General features: G+C 59.0%; 19 protein-coding genes. 11 read left to right on the top strand and 8 right to left on the bottom strand.

Features of this window, described 5'->3' with window-relative positions:
- Positions 1-105: 105 nt before the first annotated feature.
- From MKleb_RS14020 to MKleb_RS14035, 4 genes are all read right to left on the bottom strand, one after another.
- Positions 106-975 (bottom strand): oxygenase MpaB family protein, encoded by an 870-nt coding sequence (locus MKleb_RS14020; RefSeq protein ID WP_217075942.1) that lies wholly within the window; start codon positions 973-975, stop codon positions 106-108.
- 114 nt (positions 976-1,089) lie between these two features.
- A complete protein-coding gene (locus MKleb_RS14025) occupies positions 1,090-1,521 on the bottom strand; it encodes an OsmC family protein (RefSeq protein ID WP_004138064.1) in 432 nt (143 codons plus the stop codon).
- A gap of 80 nt (positions 1,522-1,601) precedes the next feature.
- Positions 1,602-2,081, bottom strand: coding sequence for a GNAT family N-acetyltransferase (locus tag MKleb_RS14030; protein WP_025108267.1), 480 nt, complete (start codon positions 2,079-2,081; stop codon positions 1,602-1,604).
- Entirely contained in the window at positions 2,081-2,983 is a 903-nt protein-coding gene (locus MKleb_RS14035; RefSeq protein ID WP_025108266.1) for a LysR family transcriptional regulator, read from the bottom strand. The genes MKleb_RS14030 and MKleb_RS14035 overlap by 1 nt, the downstream gene beginning before the upstream one ends.
- Before the next feature lie 114 nt (positions 2,984-3,097).
- Between MKleb_RS14035 and MKleb_RS14040 the strand changes: the two genes are divergently transcribed.
- From MKleb_RS14040 to MKleb_RS14055, 4 genes are all read left to right on the top strand, one after another.
- Positions 3,098-3,949: a Vmh family MBL fold metallo-hydrolase gene (locus MKleb_RS14040; RefSeq protein ID WP_025108265.1), complete on the top strand. Its 852-nt coding sequence runs from the start codon at positions 3,098-3,100 to the stop codon at positions 3,947-3,949.
- A 236-nt stretch (positions 3,950-4,185) separates the two neighbouring features.
- Entirely contained in the window at positions 4,186-4,326 is a 141-nt protein-coding gene (gene sra, locus MKleb_RS14045) for a stationary-phase-induced ribosome-associated protein (protein ID WP_004101955.1), read from the top strand.
- A 183-nt stretch (positions 4,327-4,509) separates the two neighbouring features.
- A complete protein-coding gene (locus MKleb_RS14050) occupies positions 4,510-6,207 on the top strand; it encodes an NAD-dependent malic enzyme (RefSeq protein WP_014229295.1) in 1,698 nt (565 codons plus the stop codon).
- A gap of 321 nt (positions 6,208-6,528) precedes the next feature.
- Positions 6,529-8,241 carry an ABC-F family ATP-binding cassette domain-containing protein gene (locus tag MKleb_RS14055; protein ID WP_025108264.1) on the top strand — a complete coding sequence of 571 codons (1,713 nt, stop codon included), beginning with the start codon at positions 6,529-6,531 and terminating at the stop codon, positions 8,239-8,241.
- Positions 8,242-8,278: 37 nt separating this feature from the next.
- On the opposite strand, the gene MKleb_RS14060 is transcribed toward MKleb_RS14055, so the two are convergent.
- Both MKleb_RS14060 and MKleb_RS14065 read right to left on the bottom strand, forming a co-directional pair.
- Positions 8,279-9,247 (bottom strand): bifunctional helix-turn-helix transcriptional regulator/GNAT family N-acetyltransferase, encoded by a 969-nt coding sequence (locus tag MKleb_RS14060; protein ID WP_025108263.1) that lies wholly within the window; start codon positions 9,245-9,247, stop codon positions 8,279-8,281.
- Positions 9,248-9,448: 201 nt separating this feature from the next.
- Positions 9,449-10,048, bottom strand: a complete 600-nt coding sequence (locus MKleb_RS14065; protein WP_025108262.1) for an inorganic diphosphatase — start codon at positions 10,046-10,048, stop codon at positions 9,449-9,451.
- Between the two features lie 256 nt (positions 10,049-10,304).
- On the opposite strand from MKleb_RS14065, the gene adhP reads away from it, so the two are divergent.
- Complete coding sequence (gene adhP / locus MKleb_RS14070; RefSeq protein WP_004120604.1) at positions 10,305-11,315, top strand: alcohol dehydrogenase AdhP; 1,011 nt, start codon at positions 10,305-10,307, stop codon at positions 11,313-11,315.
- 42 nt (positions 11,316-11,357) lie between these two features.
- Here the strand turns inward: adhP and MKleb_RS14075 are convergent, their stop codons facing one another.
- A complete protein-coding gene (locus tag MKleb_RS14075) occupies positions 11,358-11,927 on the bottom strand; it encodes a hypothetical protein (RefSeq protein WP_025108261.1) in 570 nt (189 codons plus the stop codon).
- Positions 11,928-12,134: 207 nt separating this feature from the next.
- Here MKleb_RS14075 and MKleb_RS14080 point away from each other — a divergent pair, with 207 nt between their 5' ends.
- From MKleb_RS14080 to MKleb_RS14105, 6 genes are read left to right on the top strand one after another with little or no spacing between them, the layout of a single operon-like run.
- Positions 12,135-13,757: a TIGR04028 family ABC transporter substrate-binding protein gene (locus tag MKleb_RS14080; protein ID WP_025108260.1), complete on the top strand. Its 1,623-nt coding sequence runs from the start codon at positions 12,135-12,137 to the stop codon at positions 13,755-13,757.
- Positions 13,758-13,767: 10 nt separating this feature from the next.
- Positions 13,768-14,712 (top strand): ABC transporter permease, encoded by a 945-nt coding sequence (locus MKleb_RS14085; RefSeq protein ID WP_025108259.1) that lies wholly within the window; start codon positions 13,768-13,770, stop codon positions 14,710-14,712.
- The gene (locus MKleb_RS14090) at positions 14,709-15,560 is read left to right on the top strand and encodes an ABC transporter permease (protein ID WP_025108258.1); all 852 of its coding nucleotides are present in this window, start codon (positions 14,709-14,711) and stop codon (positions 15,558-15,560) included. The genes MKleb_RS14085 and MKleb_RS14090 overlap by 4 nt, the downstream gene beginning before the upstream one ends.
- The gene (locus tag MKleb_RS14095) at positions 15,557-17,161 is read left to right on the top strand and encodes a dipeptide ABC transporter ATP-binding protein (RefSeq protein ID WP_014229286.1); all 1,605 of its coding nucleotides are present in this window, start codon (positions 15,557-15,559) and stop codon (positions 17,159-17,161) included. The genes MKleb_RS14090 and MKleb_RS14095 overlap by 4 nt, the downstream gene beginning before the upstream one ends.
- A complete protein-coding gene (locus MKleb_RS14100) occupies positions 17,158-18,147 on the top strand; it encodes a putative FMN-dependent luciferase-like monooxygenase (RefSeq protein ID WP_025108257.1) in 990 nt (329 codons plus the stop codon). The genes MKleb_RS14095 and MKleb_RS14100 overlap by 4 nt, the downstream gene beginning before the upstream one ends.
- A 9-nt stretch (positions 18,148-18,156) precedes the next feature.
- A complete protein-coding gene (locus MKleb_RS14105; RefSeq protein ID WP_025108256.1) occupies positions 18,157-19,248 on the top strand; it encodes an alkylhydroperoxidase domain protein in 1,092 nt (363 codons plus the stop codon).
- A 16-nt stretch (positions 19,249-19,264) separates the two neighbouring features.
- Here the strand turns inward: MKleb_RS14105 and araJ are convergent, their stop codons facing one another.
- Positions 19,265-20,416: an MFS transporter AraJ gene (araJ, locus tag MKleb_RS14110; protein ID WP_217075944.1), complete on the bottom strand. Its 1,152-nt coding sequence runs from the start codon at positions 20,414-20,416 to the stop codon at positions 19,265-19,267.
- Between the last annotated feature and the right edge of the window lie 194 nt (positions 20,417-20,610).

The raw sequence follows: 20,610 nt of genomic DNA on the forward strand, positions 1-20,610 counted from the left end.
TATTGCTGTCAAATATATAAATGAGAATAGTTTGTTTTTAAAAAACATAGCCATGACAATAATAGCCATGGCTATATTTTTGGCGTAAAAACGCAGCCTGAATAATTAAAACTGATTCATCCGGCGCATTGCGCAATGATACGCGCCGTTACGCACCGACGCGCGCAGTACGCGGGCGACGCCGTGTACCGCAATTCGTGCGCTGTGCCGCTGCAGCGCGCTCATCGGCAAATTGAGCATCGCCTGCGCCCACGGCGGCAGCAGGTCAATCCCGGCGCGCATCATCATTCGCCCGACGGGCTGACTCAGGCGCCCCGGCAGGCGGGTCGATAGCAGGACGTCGGCAATTTCCTGCGTTCGCTCATCGCAGCGCAGCGTTGGGCGCATATCCTGCAGGTAGTCGGCAACCTGACGCGGCGTTACCGGGATATCCCGAGCGCCAAGGCGGCGGGCAATTTCGGCGGCCTCCTGATAATACTGCTCCTGGCGGGCGGCGCTGACCACGGTCCGCTTGTAGCGCAGGTGCGAGGCCATAAAGCTGCTGCATTCGGCGACATGAACCCAGGTGAGCAGCGCCGGGTCGCTGGCCTGATAGGGCGTGCCGTCTTTATCCTTGCCGCTCACCCGCAGGTGGATCCCCTGCACTTTTGCGATCAGCCGTTCGGCGTCGGCGGTGGTACCAAAGGTGGTGGCGGAAATAAACTGGCTGGTACGGCGCAGGCGGCCAAAGATATCTTCGCGGAAGTTTGAATGATCCCAGACGCCCGCCAGCGCCAGAGGATGCAGCATCTGTAACAGCAGCGCGCTGACGCCGCCGCAGAGCATGGAGGTAAAATCGCCATGAACCTGCCAGATGGCCGACTGCGGACCAAATAGCCCCGGTTCGCCTTTGGGGTGTTCAAAATCGATCTCTTTTAGCTCCATGCCGGTTAAGCCCAGAACCTGAGCTTCAATCATTCCGCGTATGCTGGTCATTACCCACCTGCTCTGTTCCGTGAGCGAGAAAGATAGCATTTATTAACGCCGGGGGCATTTGCCAACGATGGCTTTTAGGGCAGGAGCGCCCGCCGATAGCGGGCGCCAGTGAGCTTATGGATTGAGCTGGTAGTCGAGGCTTATCTCCGCGTTCAGCACCTGCGACACCGGGCAACCGGCTTTGGCTTTTTGAATGATGCCGTCAAACGCATCGGCCTCGATGCCTGGCAGCACAATTTTACTCTGCAGCGCGATTTGGGTGATGGCGAAGCCGCCGCCGGACTTATCCAGCGTCACCACCGCCACGGTATCAATGGAGGTGGCGGTGTAGCCCTCTTCACTCAGCATCAGCGAGAGCGCCATGGAGAAACAGGCGGCATGGGCGGCCCCGATAAGCTCTTCCGGGTTGGTGCCCTTGACGCCTTCGAAACGGGTGTTAAAACCATAAGGCTGCTGGTTCAGCGCGCCGCTCTCGGTCGAGACGGTTCCTTTTCCGCTTTTCAGATCCCCTTCCCAATGCGCCTGACCTTTCTTATGGATTGCCATAATATCGCTCCTTTTTTGATATGAAAGGGTTAAGTATAGAACCCCCTAAGGCATTTGGGCGGCGCGCGGCGTTTTTCAGATCAATCCGTCGGGATATTTTTACTCATATTAACGCCGGTAACGCGGAAACCCGCGGCGTCGTAGAGATGGCGCGCGCGCTGATTATCCCCGGCCACGCGCAGTTTAATTTGGCCGATCCCCTGGCTTTTCAGCGCATGCTCAAAAGCCGCCATCGCTTGTTTACCCAGGCCCTGTCCCTGAAACGCCGGATAAATATAAAAATCGCAGATAAAGGCGGAGCGCATTTCTTCGTCAGGCTTGTACCAGAGATAGCCGACCCGCTTTTCTGCGCCGTCACTGTCATCAAATAAGCAGCATAAAACCTGGCCGCGAGTATTGACGCCGTCGGGCAGATCCGCGGCGATTTCGCGCTGCGCCTGGGCTAACGCGGCCGCCGGCGAGAGCGCGTAATTGGCGGAGATTTCCGCCGCGTAGTCGGGGATAAAGTAGTCGAGATACGCGGGGTACTCCGTATCGCGCATTGGGCGAAGCACTATCATTAAAGGGTTCCTTTTATATCGTGAGTTTGCGCCAGTTTCTGCTGAATCTCACCGAGAAACAGCGGCAGCGCGCTTGGCTGATAGTCCCGTGAAAGGTAAATACCATATACGCTTAGCGCTTTTGGCCGCCAGGCCGGTAAAACCTGTTTCAGCGCCCCACTGTTGAGCGCCCGCTGCGCCTCCAGCTCCGGCAGCATCGCGATGCCGCAGCCGGCGACCGCCGCCTCCATCAGCAGCGAGGAGATCCCGGCGCTAAGGTTGCCGGAAACCGCCACCGCCACGTTTTCGCCGCTGGCGTCGCTAAACTGCCAGGTCTGGCTGGCAAAATGGCTGTAATGCAGGCAGTTGTGACGAGTGAGATCTTCCGGCGTTTGCAGCGGACCGTTCTGCTGAAGCCAGCGCGGCGACGCGCACAGCACCGAACGACACACGCCAAGGCGGCGGGCGATAGCCCCGGGCTCCGGATTGTCGGTGATCCGAATCGCCACGTCGATCCGTTCGCCGATCAGGCTGACCGGGTGATTATTGATATCCAGCTCAAGGCGCAGCTGCGGATAACGGGCGAGAAAATCGGGTAGCAGCGGCGAAATCAGCTGCATCGCCGTAAAGTGAGCGCAGGCGACGCGCAGCGTCCCGCTGGGGATCGCACGCTCGCTTTGCCCGGCGATCTCATCCGACAGCTGCGTCAGGGTGCGCGTTTTTTGCAGCACCTTTTCCCCCGCAGCCGTGAGCGTCAGTTTGCGGGTTGAGCGATGGACCAGCCGGGTTCCCGCCCACTGCTCCATCTGTTCCAGATAGCGGCTGACCATCGGACGCGACATCCCCAGCGCGCGGGCGGCGGCGCTTAAGCTCCCCAGTTCACAAATGCGCATATACACCTGCGCGGCAATAACCCGATCCATAACTGATTTCCATCTGCACGTTTTATGAAACTCAGCATCTCTTTTTTCAGGAATTTTCGCAAATCATGAAATCCGTACAATAGCGCCTATTCACCTGACCAAGAGAAAACGAATATGAAATTATCTGCCCTTGCTATCGCGACCACGCTGTTCAGCACGTCAGTTCTGGCCGCGCCCCTAACGCTGCAAACCTACAACCCGCAGGAGAACGGCATTTTCGCGGTTAACTCCACCCTCGCCTCCGGCCCGCATGAAGCGGTGCTGTTTGACGCTCAATTCAGCGTCAAAGATGGCGAGAAGCTGGTTGAAATGATTAAGAAAAGCGGTAAAAAACTGACCCGCATCGTGATTACCTCCGGCGATCCGGACTTCTATTTCGGCCTCGAGCCGCTGGTAAAGGCTTTCCCGGATGTCAACGTGGTGGCGACCGCGGAAGTGGTTAAACACATTAACGCAACCAAAGCGGCCAAACTGGCCTACTGGGGCCCGCAGATGAAGGACGGCGCGCCGAAGCAGGTTTACGTCCCGCAAGCGCTGACGGCAAACACCTTCACCATCGACGGCGAAAAGGTTGAGATCCACCAGCCGCAAAATTATGCCGCCTATGTCTGGATCCCGGCGAATAAAGCCATTCTTGGCGGGACCGGCGTGGCGTGGGGCATGCACGTCTGGACGGCGGATACCCAGAGCGTCGAAAGCCGCCAGCAGTGGATAAGTACGCTCGACGAGATGGCCGCGTTGCATCCGCAGCAGGTGATCCCCGGCCATTACCTCGGGACTCCCCCCGCAGGCGACCGCGCGATTACCTTTACCCGCGATTATCTGACCCAGTTCGAGCAGGCGCTCAACGCGCACAAAGATTCCGCCGGCGTTATCAAGGCGATGAAACAGCGCTGGCCGGGACTCGCGGAAGAGAGTTCGCTGGATCTGAGCGCCAAAGTGAATACCGGCGAAATGAAGTGGTAAGACTGGCTAACGTGCGGGTCTTTGTGCCGGATGGCGGGTGACCACCTGCCCGGCCGACGAACCGGGGTCCGCTAAAAAGACTGTTCTTAATCTGCCGACTCAACGTTGCTAAACCCGGCAAAATGGGCCACGATGATTATCGCCGCGCTAAAAATGCGCGGCGTACTTAAGGGTTAAATTTCGTCCGACACCCGTCGGGCTTGTCCTTGAAACCGACACAGGATAAAGGAGTAAGAATGAAATCGAACCAACAGGCACGTCATCTTCTTGGTCTGAACTACAAGCTTTCTCAGCAGAAAAAAGTGCTGCTGGAAGGCGATGCGGAAACCACGGTTAACCATGTTCGCGCCACCGGCCGCAAGCGCCGCGGTGGCTAACTTTTCAGCTGAATGATGATAAAAACACCGTCCTCTCCCCGGGATGGTGTTTTTTTAAGACTATCGGCCTCATGTTTACCCTCCTTTGATGTCTTCTGCTTTATACTCTGCCCGCTGCCATTCCCTGCCAGCCCCCGCCTGTCGCCGAGCCCGGGCTGAAGCGATTATCAAGGAGTTAGTGCGATGCAATTCACTCATAAGAAAAACCGCTCTCTATACATCCCTTACGCCGGCCCCGTGCTGCTTGAATTTCCGCTGCTCAACAAAGGCAGCGCCTTCAGCATGGAAGAGCGCAGCAGCTTCAACCTGCTGGGCCTGCTGCCGGAAGTGGTCGAAACCATTGAAGAACAGGCCGAACGCGCGTGGATCCAGTACCAGGGATTTAAAACCGAGATCGACAAACACATCTACCTGCGCAATATCCAGGATACCAACGAAACGCTGTTCTACCGCCTGGTCGGCAACCACCTCGACGAAATGATGCCGGTTATCTACACCCCAACCGTCGGCGCCGCCTGTGAACGCTTCTCTGAGATCTATCGTCGCGCCCGCGGCGTGTTTATCTCGTATCAGAACCGCAATAACCTCGACGATATTCTGCAAAACGTACCGAACCACAACGTTAAGGTTATCGTGATGACCGACGGCGAACGTATTCTCGGCCTCGGTGACCAGGGTATCGGCGGGATGGGCATTCCTATCGGCAAACTGTCGCTGTATACCACCTGCGGCGGCATCAGCCCGGCCTACACGCTGCCGGTGGTGCTGGACGTCGGTACTAACAACCAGCAGCTGCTGGACGATCCGCTGTATATGGGCTGGCGCCACCCGCGCATCACCGACGACGAGTACTATCAGTTTGTCGACGACGTTATCCAGGCGATTAAAGCCCGCTGGCCGGACGTACTGCTGCAGTTCGAAGACTTCGCGCAGAAAAACGCCATGCCCCTGCTCAACCGCTATCGCCACGAAGTGTGCTCCTTTAACGATGATATCCAGGGCACCGCTTCGGTCACCGTCGGTACGCTGATCGCCGCCAGCCGCGGCGCGGGCAGCCAGCTGAGCGAGCAGAAAATTGTCTTCCTCGGCGCCGGCTCCGCGGGCTGCGGTATCGCAGAGCAGATCGTCGCGCAAATCCAGCGCGAAGGGTTAAGCGAAGAGGAAGCCCGTAAACGCGTCTTTATGGTTGACCGTTTCGGTCTGCTGACCGACGCCATGCCGAACCTGCTGCCGTTCCAGAGCAAACTGGTGCAAAAGCGTGAGCATCTGCAAGCATGGGACACCACGAATGATGTGCTGTCGCTGCTCGACGTGGTGCGCAACGTCAAACCGGATATCCTGATCGGCGTTTCCGGGCAGCCGGGGCTGTTCACCGAAGAGATTATCCGCGAGATGCACAAGCACTGCCCGCGGCCAATCGTGATGCCGCTCTCCAACCCGACCTCCCGGGTGGAAGCCACGCCGCAGAATATCCTCAGCTGGACCGACGGCGCGGCGCTGGTCGCCACCGGCAGCCCGTTTGCCCCGGTCACCCTCAAAGGCAAACAGTACGTTATCGCCCAGTGCAATAACTCCTATATTTTCCCGGGAATTGGCCTCGGCGTTATCGCTTCGGGCGCATCGCGCGTGACCGATGAGATGCTGATGGCCGCCAGCGAAACCCTGGCGAAACATTCGCCGCTGGTGAATAACGGTGAAGGCCCGGTTCTGCCGGAGCTGAAGGATATTCAGAGCGTTTCGCGCGCTATCGCGTTTGCGGTGGGTAAAATCGCCCAGGAACAGGGCGTGGCGGTGAAAACCTCCGCCGAAGCGTTGCTGCAGGCGATCGCCGATAACTTCTGGCAGCCGGAGTACCGGAACTACCGCCGCACGTCGATTTAACCGGTAGATGAGTCATACAGGGGGCCTGCTTTGCAGGCCTTTTTTTATTCTCATCTGGTCAAAACCGCTTTCTCCCTCTACACTGCCAGCACCCATCAACTCACTGAATAAAAAAGGAGGATCCCATGTCGTACTGTGAAATGTTTTTTTCACGTGCATTTGGCGATCGCACCTGCTCAAGCGTTATCGGTATCGTGCTGCGATAACTTCAGCTTGAGCGAAGAAACCATAGACTAACTCCCTTCCCTCGGGCTTACCGGGTTATCGTCAGCGATGTTTGACGAGGCATTCACATGCCTGTAACTCTTGAGTAAGTTCACAATGAGCACATTACTAACTGCACAATCTCTTCATGTTGATACGGCGTTTGGCCCGCTGTTCACAAACCTCTCCTTTACCCTGAAAAAAGGCGACCGTATTGGCCTGATTGGCTATAACGGCTGCGGAAAAAGTACCCTGCTACAGGTGCTGGACGGCACGATCGTGCCCAGTTCGGGCAGCGTGGCGCTGGCCAGTCACTGTCTGATGGCGCGTGTGGAACAGCATCTACCCGATGCGCTGTTAGCGCAGCCCCTGCTGCAGGTGGTACTGGCGAAACTTCCCGCCCCTGAGCGTGAGAGTCAGCGCTGGCAAGCGGAGAGGCTATTGGCAGAGATGGGCTTTACGCCAGATGAGGCCGCGCAGCGGGCGTCAACCCTGAGCGGCGGTCAGCATACCCGGCTGCTGCTTGCCAGGGCGCTGATTCAGCAGCCGGATCTCCTGCTGCTGGATGAGCCGGGAAACCACCTCGACCTGCCGACCCTCCTGTGGCTGGAAAGCTTCCTGCAAACCTGGCAGGGGAGCTTCGTTCTGGTGTCGCATGATAATATCTTATTGGATGCTGTAACTAATTCCAGTTGGATCCTGCGCGACAGAACGCTGCACGCCTTCTCCCTGCCCTGCAGCGCCGCCCGCCGGGCGCTGGAAGAGCAGGACGCCAGCGATGCGCAGCGCCATAAAGCCGAGCAAAAGGAGATCGACCGGGTCGCCGCCAGCGCCAAACGGCTGGCTATCTGGGGTCGGACCTATGACAACGAAGATCTCTCCCGCAAAGCCAAGCAGATGGAGAAGCAGGTTCAACGCCTGAAGGAGAGCCAAACCGAGCTGACCATGGGCACCCCCTGGCGGCTGGCGCTCCACGGCGACATGCTGCGGGCTGACCGACTGCTGGAGATGGAACAGCTCCCCGTTCCCCCCGCGCCCGGTCTGCCGGCCCTGTTTACCGCGGGCCTGGCTCGCCTGAAAAGCGGCGATCGGGTGGCGGTGATGGGCCGTAACGGCGGCGGCAAGTCTTCGCTGCTGCGTCTGCTGTGGCGGCAAATGCAGCAGGAAACGGCGGAGAGCGGTTTGCGCCTGCATCCGCGGCTGAAGCCGGGTTATTACGACCAGACCCTGCATCAGCTGGCGGATGACGATACCCTTCTCGACGCGCTGGAGCCCTTTGAACCAGGCCCGGATGCGCGCAGGCGGGCGCTGATTTCCGCCGGATTCAGCTGGCCGCGTCACGGGCAAAAGGTCGCCACCTTAAGCGGCGGCGAGCGTTCGCGCCTGCTGTTCGTCGGCCTCTCTCTGGCGCGCTATAGCCTGCTGCTGCTGGATGAGCCTACCAACCATTTAGATATAGATGGCAAAACGGCGCTGGCGGCTACGCTGAGCGACTATCCCGGCGGCCTGCTGCTGGTGAGCCACGATCGCGAGCTCATTAACCGCAGCTGCAATCGCTTCTGGCTTATCGACGAGCGCGGGCTGAGCGAATGGCACAGCAGCGAAGAGGTGTATGAGATTTTGCGCACCGCCGTTCGTCGTCCGGCGACGCAGGCCGTGATGGTGAACAGTAGCGAACCGGAGGAGGACCAGGATGCGCTGCTGGAGCGGTTAGTCACGCTTGAGCAGCTGCTGGCCGACGATCTGGCGCGCAAGCCAAAACATCAAAAACCGCAGCTGCAGGCGCAGTGGCGTAAGGAGATAACAACGATTGCGACGTTATTAGGCTAACAGGCGCTCTCCCGGCGCGGCGATCCGCGCCGGGAGATTATTCCGCGCCGGCAGGCGAACTGGGTTTGACCCGACTAAACTGCTGCTCGGTCATCATCCGCCCCCACTGGTCCCCCTGCCACGCTTTATCCAGCGTAAAGCCGAAGGATTCATACAGCCTGCGGGCGGCGTTCAGCCCGCTGAAGGTCCACAGCCGCACCGCGGCGAAGTTCTGGCTATCGCAAAAGGCCATCGCTTCATTCAGCAGACGTCGGCCAACACCGCTTCCCCGGCAGCTATCGTCGAGGATAAACCAGCGCAGATGCGCTTCATTATTACCAAGATCCTCGCCGTCAATCGCCACCGATCCGACAATCTGCCCACCCTGAACGGCAAGCCAAACCCGGTTGCACGGTTTCTCAAGACGACCGGAAAACTCCGCCAGCCCGCTGGCCACTTTGCTCTCGAAAAAGTGACCAAATTCATAATGCTTCGCATAGTACTCGCCGTGCATCTGCGTAATGCGGCCAATCATTCCCGGACGATAGCCGGTAACGATATCAATCGCCTTTTTCGCGGCGGTCGCCTCAGCGTCGCGACATTTTTCCAGCGCCCCGGCCCAGGCGGTGAGCCCCTGCGCTACACATTGTTTCTGCTCATCGCTCAGGTGCGCCAGCGCGTTGACAACCCGCATTGCGCCGTAGGCGTTAATTTTATCGACTGTCGCCGCGCCTTTGGCGGTTAACGCAAGCTGCTTGAAGCGCCCGTCGCCGGCGGAGGGTTTTTCCTGGAGCTCGCCGGCGGCCAGTAGTCGGGAAAGCATTCGGCTAACGCTCGATTTATCGAGCCCGAGGATCTGTACCAGCTGCGCGGCGGTCATCGCCCCGCGGAGCGATATTTCCAGTAAGGTGTGCACGGCGGAAGGTGAATAGTCCGTGGCGGCAAGCGTCGCGCTCATAAAGCCCAGCTCTCGCACCATCAGGCGCGACGCGATACGAATTTCATCAACAAGCGGGGACGTCGTCATGGTCAGGCAGCCTGGTCAGCAAATGGTTGCACCATACAACCATCATCCGAACGCGGCTGTCAATGCCCGGGGCTTCCCGGCCGCCCGGCAGGGTTAGCATCATGTCGGGGGTAATCAGCGCTTTCGTAGCGTATTACCTCACTCTGCGGATAATAGGGCGAAGAAAAAGCGACAGGCACCGGGCGATGCCTGTTTTTCCGCTTATTGCGGATTTTTCTCTTTCCAGGCATCCCATGCCGCTTTAATTTCCTGCTTCGCGGCGGCGGCATCGTTAAAGCCGTTCAGCTCCACTTTTTTACGCCCTTCCGGCAGCTGTTTGTAAACGCGGAAGAAAGCCTGCAAACGCTCCTGCTCGATTTTCGGCAGATCGCCGATGGTGTTGATGTCATCGTAGGTTGGGTCGATTTTGCTTGCCGGAACGGCAATGATTTTGTCGTCCTTCTCGCCGCCATCAATCATCTTGAGCACGCCAATCGCGCGCAGCTTAATCAGCGTTCCCGGCGCCATCGGCGCGCGGGTATAAAACACCACGTCCAGCGGATCGCCATCCCCTGCCAGGGATTGCGTCAGCGAACCGTAGTTAGCCGGATAGACCACCGGCATTGACTGGAAACGATCGGCGATCAAAAAGCCGGTTTTGGCGTCGGTTTCATATTTGATAATGCCGCCCGCGGGAATTTCGGTCACGGCATAAAACTCTTCAGGGTTGTTTTTCGGCTGCGGGAAATCCAGTACGTTCTGCGCCTGAACGGTAGCGGAAAGCAGAAGGCCTGAGGCAAGGAGTGTTTTTACCAGATGCATTGTCGTGTCGCTCTATCGTTATAAGAAATTGAAAAACAGAACGATAGAGGCCGCAAATGAAGCGTGTATGACGTAACGATGACAGTAATGTGACGCGAATTTCATTAATAATTCTGATTAAAAAATCGGCGCACCAAGCTCACCCCGGCAAGGAATATCTATTATTTCCTTGATTTAATGAAGATTTAAGCTAAACCTTAGCATGCGTAAAAAACAAAATTGTGTTAATACGCTTATGTTCAATAAGGAGAACAGAATGAAAGCTGCTGTCGTCACGCAAGATCATCAGGTCAATGTTACGGAAAAAACGCTTCGTCCCCTGCAACATGGCGAAGCCCTTTTAAAAATGGATTGCTGCGGCGTATGTCATACCGACCTGCACGTTAAGAACGGCGACTTTGGCGATAAAACCGGGGTCATTCTGGGCCATGAAGGCGTGGGCGTTGTGCAGCAGGTCGGCCCCGGCGTTCATTCTCTGAAGCCGGGCGATCGCGCCAGCGTGGCGTGGTTCTTCGAAGGCTGCGGGCATTGTGAATATTGTAACAGCGGCAACGAAACGCTGTGTCGCTCGGTGAAAAATGCCGGCTACACCGTGGATGGCGGTATGGCGGAAGAGTGTATCGTCATGGCCGATTATGCGGTCAAAGTGCCGGACGGGCTCGATTCTGCGGCGGCCAGCAGCATCACCTGCGCGGGCGTCACCACCTATAAAGCGGTCAAAGTCTCACATATCAAACCCGGCCAGTGGATTGCCATTTATGGCCTCGGCGGCCTCGGCAATCTGGCGCTGCAGTATGCCAAAAACGTGTTTAACGCCAAAGTCATCGCCCTTGACGTTAATGATGAACAGCTGAAGCTGGCCGCGGAAATGGGCGCGGACCTGACCATCAACTCCCGCAGCGAAGACGCGGCCAAAATTATTCATGAGAAAACCGGCGGCGCGCATGCCGCGGTGGTAACCGCCGTCGCCAAAGCGGCGTTTAACTCAGCGGTGGATGCGGTTCGCGCCGGCGGACGCGTGGTGGCGGTGGGCCTGCCTCCGGAAGCGATGAGCCTGGACATTCCGCGTCTGGTCCTCGACGGTATTGAAGTGGTGGGTTCGCTGGTCGGTACCCGTCAGGACCTGACCGAGGCCTTCCAGTTTGCCGCGGAAGGGAAAGTCGTACCGAAAGTGACCCTGCGTCCGCTGGGCGATATCAACGCCATCTTCAAGGAGATGGAACAGGGACAGATTCGCGGCCGTATGGTCATTGATTTCCGCCGCTAATCTTCGGACCTCTCCCGCTACGGGAGAGGTTTAATTGTCCCTTTACACGCACGGCCCCGTTGCGCAACCGTACATCATCACCAGCGGAAATAGCGGCACCAGCGGAATCAGGGCGATCTCTCCCAGAGGGCTAATGGTCTGCGTTTTATCGTTAATTGACACGACGACGGGTCTGGCAAGGCGATAAGCGTCATCCAGCTCATTGGGATCAACGGTTGACCAGAAACCGGTCGCTTTAAACAGTACGCCAAGATGGTCGTTGTCCAGCGCGGTCGCATGATACTGGGTGGTTAACAGACTTAGCTGACTGGCATCCAGCCTGCGCTTGTCGAGCACCACCAGATATTCCGCAACAACCTCATGCTGTTTCACGACAAAATTCACCCGTACGCCGGATGCGACCTTATTGAAGCGTTCGTAGAAAGTATTATAACGCTGGTACTCCTGCGGCACCCCTTTACGGAAGAATCGATAGCTGTATTTGTTTGAATTGGCAATGATGCCCGACTCAATAGGTTTAACCTTAATAATGGTATCAGTAGAGGGCAAATTGGGTGCGCTGGTACAGCCTGCCAGCACCGTCATCGCCAACATCAGTAAATACTTCAGCATCGTCGCTATCCCTTTATTACGCTGACTATCTCTCAGTCATTAAATTATCCAGCATGAGTTTCAGCTGAAAGGTATGTAAATACCAGCCCCTAAAAATCGAGCCGGGTATAAATGCTTTTTATGCAAATGCTTAGCGCAAATCCTTACTTCCTTTGTTAAAACGCGCGCCCGATGATGGCCAAACAAGAGATAACAAAGGAATTCACCATGCACACCCGTTTTCGCCTGCCCGCGCTGGCGGCATTTTTTTTGAGCGGCGCGTTTTCCGCGTGGGCCGCCGACGCGCCGGTTAAAGGCGGCACGTTAATTTATCTGGAGCAGCAGCCGCATACCAATCTTTATCCCCCGGCCGGAGGCTTTTATCCTAACGGCGGTATTCTTAATCAAATAACCGATAAGCTGACCTGGCAAAATCCAAAAACCTTACAAGTCGAACCGTGGATTGCCGAAAGCTGGAGCGCCAACGCGGATAAAACCGAATATACCTTTAAGATTCGCCCTGGCGTCACCTTTTCTGATGGCACCCCGCTTGACGCCAATGCGGTTGCCAAAAACTTTGATACCTACGGTCTCGGTAACAAAGCGCACCGCCTGCCGGTGTCCGAGGTGATTAATAACTACGATCGCAGCGAAGTCATCGATCCGCTGACGGTTAAGTTCTACTTTAAAAAGCCCTCGCCGGGATTTCTGCAGGGCACCGCGACCATAGGCTCCGGGCTGGTTTCCCTGAGCACCCTGGCGCGAAATTTTGAAGAGCTGGGCGACGCCCGCCATATTATTGGCTCCGGGCCTTTTACGGTTAAAGATGAAAAGCCGGGACGTGAACTCGCTCTGGTCGCACGTCAGGATTATCAATGGGGGCCGAAAAGCCTCGCCCAGCAGGGGCCAGCGAATCTCGACGGCATAACCTATATCGTCACCCCGGAAGATGGCGTACGCGTTGGCGCGCTGCTGGCAGGCCAGGCCGATTTTATTCGCCAGGTGCAGGCCTATGATGAAAAGCAGGCAACCGATCGGGGCTTTAAAATCTATGCCGCCCCGACGCGCGGCGTTAACGACAGCCTGAGCTTCCGCCCGGATAATCCGCTGGTTGCCGACCTGCGCGTTCGTCAGGCGCTGCTGCACGCCACCGACGCCAGACAGGTGGTTGAAACCCTGTTCTCCGCCAACTACCCGCAGGCGACCTCCGTCGTCGCCAGCACCGCGGCCGGATACGTTAACCTTAGCGATAAGCTGGCTTTCGATCCGGCCAAAGCGAAACAGCTGCTTGATGAGGCGGGCTGGAAACCGGCCGCCGACGGTATACGGGTCAAAGATGGCCAGCGCCTGGCATTAACCGTCTATGAATCCCTGCCCCAGCCGCAAAACAAAGAGGTACTCCAGCTTGTCGCCCAGCAGTGGCGCCAGGTCGGCGTTGCGCTGGCGGTCAAAGCCGGTGATGCCGGCAGCCGTACGCTGGACAGCCTCGACCCGTTGAAAACGCCGCTTACCGTGTCGGAAGTGGGCCGCGCCGACCCTGACGTGGTGAAAAGCATGTTCTTCCCCGCTAACCGCGACGCGCTGCTGCAAAAAGGCGGCTCCAGCGACAAAGTCCAACGCTTCCGCGACGATAAGCTCAACGCGCTGCTGACCGCGATCTCAGCCGAAGTCGAGCCGCAAAAACGCCTCCAGCTCACCGGCGACGCCCAGCGCTACCTGCTGGACAACGCCTACGTAATCCCGATATTTGAAGAGCCGCAGGTCTTTGCCGGCGCGCCGTGGGTGAAAGGCGTCAGTTTTGAAGCGGTAGGCCGCCCGTCGTTCTACGGCGCGTGGCTGGAAAAGCACTAAGGAGCCCGCGATGAGCCACTATCTTCTGCGGCGGTTCGGTCAGGGTTTACTGGTACTGTGGGCCGCGTTTACCCTCTCCTTCGTCCTGTTACAGGTGCTGCCCGGCGATGCGGTACTGATCAAGTTTCAGAATCCGGATCTGGGGCTCAGCCCTGAGCAGATCGCCGAAATGCGCCTCGCCTACGGGGCCGATAACCCGCTGTGGAGACAGTACTTCCACACGCTGATGGCCATGCTGCGTGGCGATTTTGGCTATTCGCTGCAGGCCGGGCTGCCGGTCAGCGCGCTTATCGCCAGCAACCTGCCGGAAACATTAAGCCTGGCGCTGCCCGCCTTTGCTCTGGCGGTGGCGCTGGCCTTCGCCCTCGCCTTCGCCTCACGGCTGCCGGGCCTGCGCTGGCTCAGCAACGCGCTGCAATCCCTGCCGGCGCTGTTTATCTCGCTGCCGACGTTCTGGCTCGGCATCGCCCTGATTCAGATTTTCTCCTTTCAGCTGCGCTGGATCCCGGTGATCAATCCCGGGCCGATTGAGGGGCTGATTTTGCCCATTATTGCCGTCGCGGTGCCGATTTCCGCTCCGCTGGCGCAAATCCTGATACGCAGTCTGGATCAGGTCGCCGCGCAGCCGTTTGTCGCCGTTGCCCGCGCCAAAGGCCTGAGCGAAACCGGCGCCCTGTGGCGGCACGTTACCGGCAACGCCCTGCTGCCGGTGCTCAACATCGCCGGTCTGCTGCTGGGGGAACTGATCGCCGGCGCGCTGATTACCGAAACCGTGTTTGGCCGCGGCGGTCTGGGGCTGCTGACGCAGCAGGCCGTCAATAATCAGGATATCGCGGTACTGCAGGCGGTGGTGATGATCTCTGCCCTCGGTTTCGTGCTGATTAATCTGCTGGTCGACCTGCTGATGCCGCTGTTCGATCCGCGCCTGAAAACCGTTATCGGAGGTGCCGTATGAGCCTGGTGGATTACGCAACCGCCGCGCGCCGCCGCACGTCAAACTGGCGTACGCGGCGCGTTCAGCCCGGCCTGCTGCTGGCCTGGGCGGTGATGATCGCTGCCGCGCTGATGGCTATCGCTCCGCAGCTGTTTACCGCCTATAGCCCGCTGGAAGGGTTCCCCGGCGCCCAGCGGCTGGCCCCGCAGGCCGGCCACTGGCTGGGAACCGACCAGCTGGGCCGCGATCTGTGGAGCCGCATCGTCTTCGGCGCCGTTCATTCGCTTTCCGCCGCGCTGGCGGCGGTGGCGATCGGCCTGTTTATCGGTACCGCGCTGGGCACGCTGGCCGGCGCGCTGGCGGGACGCGTGGAGTCGGCAATCATGCGCCTGGTCGACGTGCTGCTGGCGATCCCCTCTTTATTGCTGTCGCTGACGGTCATCATTCTGCTCGGTTTCGGCACGCTCAACGCCGCCGTCGCGGTAGGCGCGGCGGCCGTCGCCAGCTTTGCCCGCCTGGCGCGAGCGGAGGTGGTCCGCGTACGCCACAGCGACTTCGTCGAAGCGGCCTACGGCAGCGGCGGCACCTTTTTCGCCGTTTTCTGGCGGCATATTCTGCCCAACTCGCTCACCGCGGTGCTGGCCTTTGCCACCCTCCAGTTCGGCCAGGCCATTCTGGCGCTCTCGACCCTGAGTTTTCTCGGCTACGGCACGCCGCCGCCGGTCCCGGAGTGGGGTCTGCTGATCGCCGAAGGCCGCAACTATCTCTCCACCGCCTGGTGGCTGACCACCCTTCCCGGTATTGCGGTGATTGCGGTCGTGCTCGCCGCCAACCGTATTAGCCGTCAATTTAGCGGAGAACGCCGATGAATGTTTTAAGCGTAGAGCATCTGCGCATCAGCTATCGTTCACAGCGTGAATGGCGCGAGGTCGTGCACGACGTGAGTTTTCAGGTCAAACGCGGCGAAATGCTGGCGTTTGTCGGTGAATCCGGCTCGGGTAAAACCACCACCGCGCAGGCGATTATTGGCCTGCTGGCGGATAACGCGCGCCGGGACAGCGGGCGTATCTTGATTAATGGCGAAGATATCAGCGGCTGGTCCGCTAAACGCCTCGACGGCCTGCGCGGCGCGCGGATTAGCCTGGTGCCTCAGGATCCGGGCAACTCCCTGAATCCGGTGAAAACCATCGGCGCGCAGGTGGGGGAAATCCTGCGTCTGCATCAAAAAAGCAGCGCCGCGGCGCGTAAAGCGCAGGTGCTGGCGCTGCTGACCAAAGTTGGGCTGAGCCACCCGGAACAGCGCATCGATCAATATCCCCACCAGCTTTCAGGCGGTATGAAGCAGCGGGTGCTGATTGCTATCGCGATCGCCCTGAAACCCGACTTAATCATTGCCGATGAACCCACCAGCGCCCTCGACGTGACGGTACAGAAAAGGATCCTCGACCTGCTGGATACGCTTCGCCGGGAGTCCGGCACGGCGGTACTGTTCGTCACCCACGATCTGGCGCTGGCGGCGGAACGCGCCGACCGCCTGCTGGTCTTTCGCCACGGCGAGATTCAGGAACAGGGCGCGACCGGCGACGTCATACGTACGCCGCAGCATACCTATACCCGCCAGCTGCTGAGCGATCTCCAGGGTTCGACGCTAACCATTGCCCCGGCCAGCGGGCGCGTGCTGGCGACCCCGGCGATCCGCGTGGAGGGCATCAGCAAGCGCTTCTCATTAGGCCGCGCGCATTTGCAGGCGCTGGACGCCGTGAGCTTCGAGGTGAAGCGCGGCAGCACCCACGCGCTGGTCGGCGAGTCCGGCTCCGGCAAAACGACCCTTGCGCGGATCCTGCTGGGATTCGAAAAGGCCGATAGCGGCCATATCGCTATCGACGGTATCGATGCCGGGCATCTCAGCCGCGAGGCGCTCCGCCAGCTGCGGCGTAAAATTCAGTTCGTTTACCAGAATCCTTTTGCCTCGCTGGACCCGCGGCAAACGCTGTTTGAGATTATCGAAGAGCCGTTAAAAAACTTCGACCGCCTCAACGCCGAAGTGCGGCGCCAGCGCGTCGAAACGGTCGCCGCCCGCGTGGCGCTCGCTCCGGAGCTGCTGTCGCGAACCGCCCGTGAGCTTTCCGGCGGCCAGCGGCAGCGGGTTGCCATCGCCCGCGCCTTAATCCTTGAACCGACGATCCTTGTCCTCGATGAAGCGACTTCGGCGCTGGACGTCACGGTGCAGGCGCAAATTCTCGCGCTGCTGCAGCAGCTTCAGCAGCAGCTGGGGCTGAGCTATCTGTTTATCACTCACGATTTGGCGACGGTGCGCCGTATCGCCCACAGCGTGACGGTGCTGCGGGCGGGCCAGGTGGTTGAACACGGCGACGTCAGCCGACTGTTCAGCGCCCCGCAGCATGACTATACCCGCGAGCTTATCGCCGCGATTCCCCACTTTTCATCCCCGAGCAAGGAGGTTGCATGACGCGTAAACGACTGGGCTTTTTCACCCGTCTGCTGGACCACGCCACGCCTAAAGAGCGCTACCGGCTGGCCACCGAGCAAATTCGCCACGCGGAACGCCTGGGATTCGACAGCGCGTGGATCGCTCAGCACCATTTTCATGAGCACGAAGGCGGCCTGCCGTCGCCGCTGGTCTTTCTCGCCCACGCCGCGGCGCACACCGAGCGCATTCGTCTTGGCACCGCCATTATCACCCTGCCGATGGAAAACCCGCTGCGGGTGGCGGAGGATGCGGCGGTGCTGGATCTGCTCGCCGATGGACGGCTGGAGGTGGGCTTCGGCTCCGGCGGCACCCCCACTTCGTTTTTACCCTTCGGGCTGACGATGGACCAGCGCAGCGCGGTATTTGCCGAACACCTGCATCTGATTCAAAGCGCCTGGCGCGGGGATTCGCTCTCGCACCCGGATAATCATCTGTACCCTCAGGCGCCGCAGCTGGCGGAGCGCATCTGGATTGCCACCTTTTCCATTGAGGGGGCGGTTCGCGCGGCTCAGGCCGGGCACGGGCTGATGCTCTCGCGCACGCAGCCGCGTCCGGCCGGACAGCCCACGCTGCCGCTGGACGCTATCCAGAATCCGATTATTGACGCCTATCTCGCCGCGCTGCCGGCGGGCGTCGAGCCAAGGATCCTCGCCTCGCGGACGGCCTTTGTCGCCGATAGCCAGCAGTATGCGCTGCAGGTCGCTGAACCCGGCCTGCGCCAGCAGGCTGCCCAGCATCGCGCCGCAGGTCATGATATTATTGGTGACACTGTCACTGATTTTTTGCCGCAGCTTGACGCACACGTTGGCGACCCGCAGCACGTCGCCGCTTCGCTGGCCCGCGATAGCGTCCTGCGGCGGGTAACCGATATTTCGTTTCAGGTGCACTCCGTTGAACCCTCGCACCGCGACACGCTTCGTTCCATTGAGCTGATCGCTCAGCATATTGCCCCGCAGATACGATAAGGAGTCACCATGACGCTCAGTCAGGATATATTGGCCGAACTGGCAGAAATTGCCCCCGATTCCGCCTTAGCGGCGGCGCGAGCCGTGCGCGAGGCGGCCACCCGCCATGCTCAGGGAAGTTATGAAACGCTGTTTGGTCAGCAGGATAACGACTTTCCGCTCGACGAGCGTTTTGCCGTGGCCGCGAGGGTGGCGAAGCTGCATGAGAGCGATGCGCTGGCCGCCCACTACGCCGGCTTTGGCATTGCCGACCCCACATCGCCGCGGCTGGCGCCGGCGCTGGCCTTTGCCCGGCTGTTGACCTTTACGCCCGTGGAGGCCACGCCGTCGGCGCTTGAGGCCTTAATCCGCGCCGGATGGAGCCTGCGCGGCATCGTCACCCTCGCCCAGCTTATCGCGTTTGTCAGCTTCCAGAGCCGGCTGGTCGTCGGGCTGCGCCTGCTTAACGGCAAAAATATCCACGTCGCACAAACCCCGACGGTGGCGGGATTCTGGCATACCTCGCCGCAAACCATCAGCGGTAAGAAGGCGCCGGTGCACTTCACCCGCGATGAACTGCACTGGGAGCCCTGGCTGGCGGCTAAACCGCTGGCGGAATTTACCCCCGACGAGCAGGCGCTGCTGGCGAAATTCGGCCACAGCGATTCGCCCTACTTCCGCCTGCTGGCGCGCAACCTGCCGGTGCTGGAGCAGCGTACGTTAACCGACAAAGGGATCTTTTATACTCCCGGCGGCCTGCCGCGCGCCGAGCGCGAGCTGGCGGCAACGGTGGCGAGCAAAATCAACGGCTGTATTTATTGCGCCTCGGTGCATGCGCGCAAAGCGGCACAGCTGGCCAAAGATGAAACGGCGGTAGAGACGCTGCTGGCGGTGACGCCGGGAGAGCAGTTAAGCGACGGGCAGACGCCGGGATGGCAGGCGCAGATCGATTTCGCCGCCGCGATTTCCGTTACCCCTCCCGCTCTGTCCGTTGACCACCTTGCCGCCGTCGAGCAACAGGGGCTGGATACCCTCGCCCGACTGGATTTACTGCAATCGGCGGCTTTCTTTGCCTGGGCCAACCGGTTAATGCTGACCCTCGGCGAGCCGTGGCAGGAATAGCTGCCAGCGGGCTTAATCAGGCCAGACGCCGCTGATGGCGGGCATAAATCAGCAGCGAACTGAGCGCAAGAAACGAAAGCAGCGCGGCCGGTAAGGCAACGAAACGCCAGCCAGGACCGGCCGTAATCATCATCCCGCCGAATAGCGCCCCAATGGCGCTGCCGAGATTAAAGGCGATCTGGCCGCCCGCCGCGCCCAGCATCTCGCCGCCCTTCGCATTTTGCAGCAGCAGAATTTGCAGCGGTGCCGACAGGGCAAACAGGGCCGCGCAGCAAATAAACGCGAGGGTTAATGCGGCGGCTTTATTCTCACCCAGCAGGAACAGAAGTAATACGGTCACGACAATCACGCCATTCGTCACGGCGGCAATACGTAACGGGCTATAACGGACGGAGACTTTACCGCTGAATAAATTCCCCAGAACCATCCCCAGCCCCGCCAGCAGCATAATGGCTATGATGGCGCTCTCACCAAAACCGGAGACGTTAATCATAAACGGCTTAATATAGCTAAACCACGCGAATACGCCGGCATTGCCGAACATCGTCGCGGCAAAAATTAACCACGGTGCGGGCGATGTTAAAAAATGAAACTGCGAGCGCAAGCGCGTCGTCGGTTTATCAAACAGCGTGGGCACCCACCAGGCGATAGCGACCAGTACGGCGATGTCAAACACCGCAATCGCCAGAAAGGTATAGCGCCAGCTAAACTGATGGCAAAGCCAGGTTCCGGCGGGAACCCCCAGCAAATTAGCGACCGTCATTCCGGCAATCATTCCCGCCACCGCGGCGGTGACCTTCCCCGGCGGCGCAATTTTCGACAGAACGATCGCCCCCACCCCAAAGAAGGCGCCGTGCGGGAAACCGGAGATCAGGCGCCCCAGCGCCAGCATCGAATAGCTGGAAGATAGCGTAAAGATGGCATTGCCGATAACGCACAGCGCCACGAGGAACAGCATCACCGATTTTAACGAAAAGCGGCTGGAGAACAGCGCCATCACCGGCGCGCCGATGACGACGCCAAGCGCATACCAGGAGATCATATTGCCCGCGGCGGGAATAGATATTCCGACGTCACGGGCAATTTCAGGTAATACGCCCATGATGCCAAATTCCGCCATTCCGAGACCAAAAGTGCCAAGCGCTAACGAAAAAATAGTCTTTTTCATACAACTAATCACTTGTTATAAAACATACCGCCGGCATTATTGTGCATTATTAAACGGCAGACCAGATAAAAACGCCGGGTGGCATATTTATCCATAAAACGGCGTGATTATTTCATAGGTTCACTGGCAGATTGATTATTCAGTTCCTGAGGTAAATATTGAATTTGAAACGTTTATGCTTTGTTCGCCGATGA

It is taken from the genome of Klebsiella sp. PL-2018, assembly GCF_019048985.1.
GTDB classification, from domain to species: domain Bacteria; phylum Pseudomonadota; class Gammaproteobacteria; order Enterobacterales; family Enterobacteriaceae; genus Klebsiella; species Klebsiella michiganensis.

Coding starts and splice junctions, on each gene's coding strand:
- MKleb_RS14020 (WP_217075942.1), bottom strand. CDS start 975: ATGACCAGCATACGCGGAATGATTGAAGCTCAGGTTCTGGGCTTAACC.
- MKleb_RS14025 (WP_004138064.1), bottom strand. CDS start 1,521: ATGGCAATCCATAAGAAAGGTCAGGCGCATTGGGAAGGGGATCTGAAA.
- MKleb_RS14030 (WP_025108267.1), bottom strand. CDS start 2,081: ATGATAGTGCTTCGCCCAATGCGCGATACGGAGTACCCCGCGTATCTC.
- MKleb_RS14035 (WP_025108266.1), bottom strand. CDS start 2,983: ATGGATCGGGTTATTGCCGCGCAGGTGTATATGCGCATTTGTGAACTG.
- MKleb_RS14040 (WP_025108265.1), top strand. CDS start 3,098: ATGAAATTATCTGCCCTTGCTATCGCGACCACGCTGTTCAGCACGTCA.
- sra (WP_004101955.1), top strand. CDS start 4,186: ATGAAATCGAACCAACAGGCACGTCATCTTCTTGGTCTGAACTACAAG.
- MKleb_RS14050 (WP_014229295.1), top strand. CDS start 4,510: ATGCAATTCACTCATAAGAAAAACCGCTCTCTATACATCCCTTACGCC.
- MKleb_RS14055 (WP_025108264.1), top strand. CDS start 6,529: ATGAGCACATTACTAACTGCACAATCTCTTCATGTTGATACGGCGTTT.
- MKleb_RS14060 (WP_025108263.1), bottom strand. CDS start 9,247: ATGACGACGTCCCCGCTTGTTGATGAAATTCGTATCGCGTCGCGCCTG.
- MKleb_RS14065 (WP_025108262.1), bottom strand. CDS start 10,048: ATGCATCTGGTAAAAACACTCCTTGCCTCAGGCCTTCTGCTTTCCGCT.
- adhP (WP_004120604.1), top strand. CDS start 10,305: ATGAAAGCTGCTGTCGTCACGCAAGATCATCAGGTCAATGTTACGGAA.
- MKleb_RS14075 (WP_025108261.1), bottom strand. CDS start 11,927: ATGCTGAAGTATTTACTGATGTTGGCGATGACGGTGCTGGCAGGCTGT.
- MKleb_RS14080 (WP_025108260.1), top strand. CDS start 12,135: ATGCACACCCGTTTTCGCCTGCCCGCGCTGGCGGCATTTTTTTTGAGC.
- MKleb_RS14085 (WP_025108259.1), top strand. CDS start 13,768: ATGAGCCACTATCTTCTGCGGCGGTTCGGTCAGGGTTTACTGGTACTG.
- MKleb_RS14090 (WP_025108258.1), top strand. CDS start 14,709: ATGAGCCTGGTGGATTACGCAACCGCCGCGCGCCGCCGCACGTCAAAC.
- MKleb_RS14095 (WP_014229286.1), top strand. CDS start 15,557: ATGAATGTTTTAAGCGTAGAGCATCTGCGCATCAGCTATCGTTCACAG.
- MKleb_RS14100 (WP_025108257.1), top strand. CDS start 17,158: ATGACGCGTAAACGACTGGGCTTTTTCACCCGTCTGCTGGACCACGCC.
- MKleb_RS14105 (WP_025108256.1), top strand. CDS start 18,157: ATGACGCTCAGTCAGGATATATTGGCCGAACTGGCAGAAATTGCCCCC.
- araJ (WP_217075944.1), bottom strand. CDS start 20,416: ATGAAAAAGACTATTTTTTCGTTAGCGCTTGGCACTTTTGGTCTCGGA.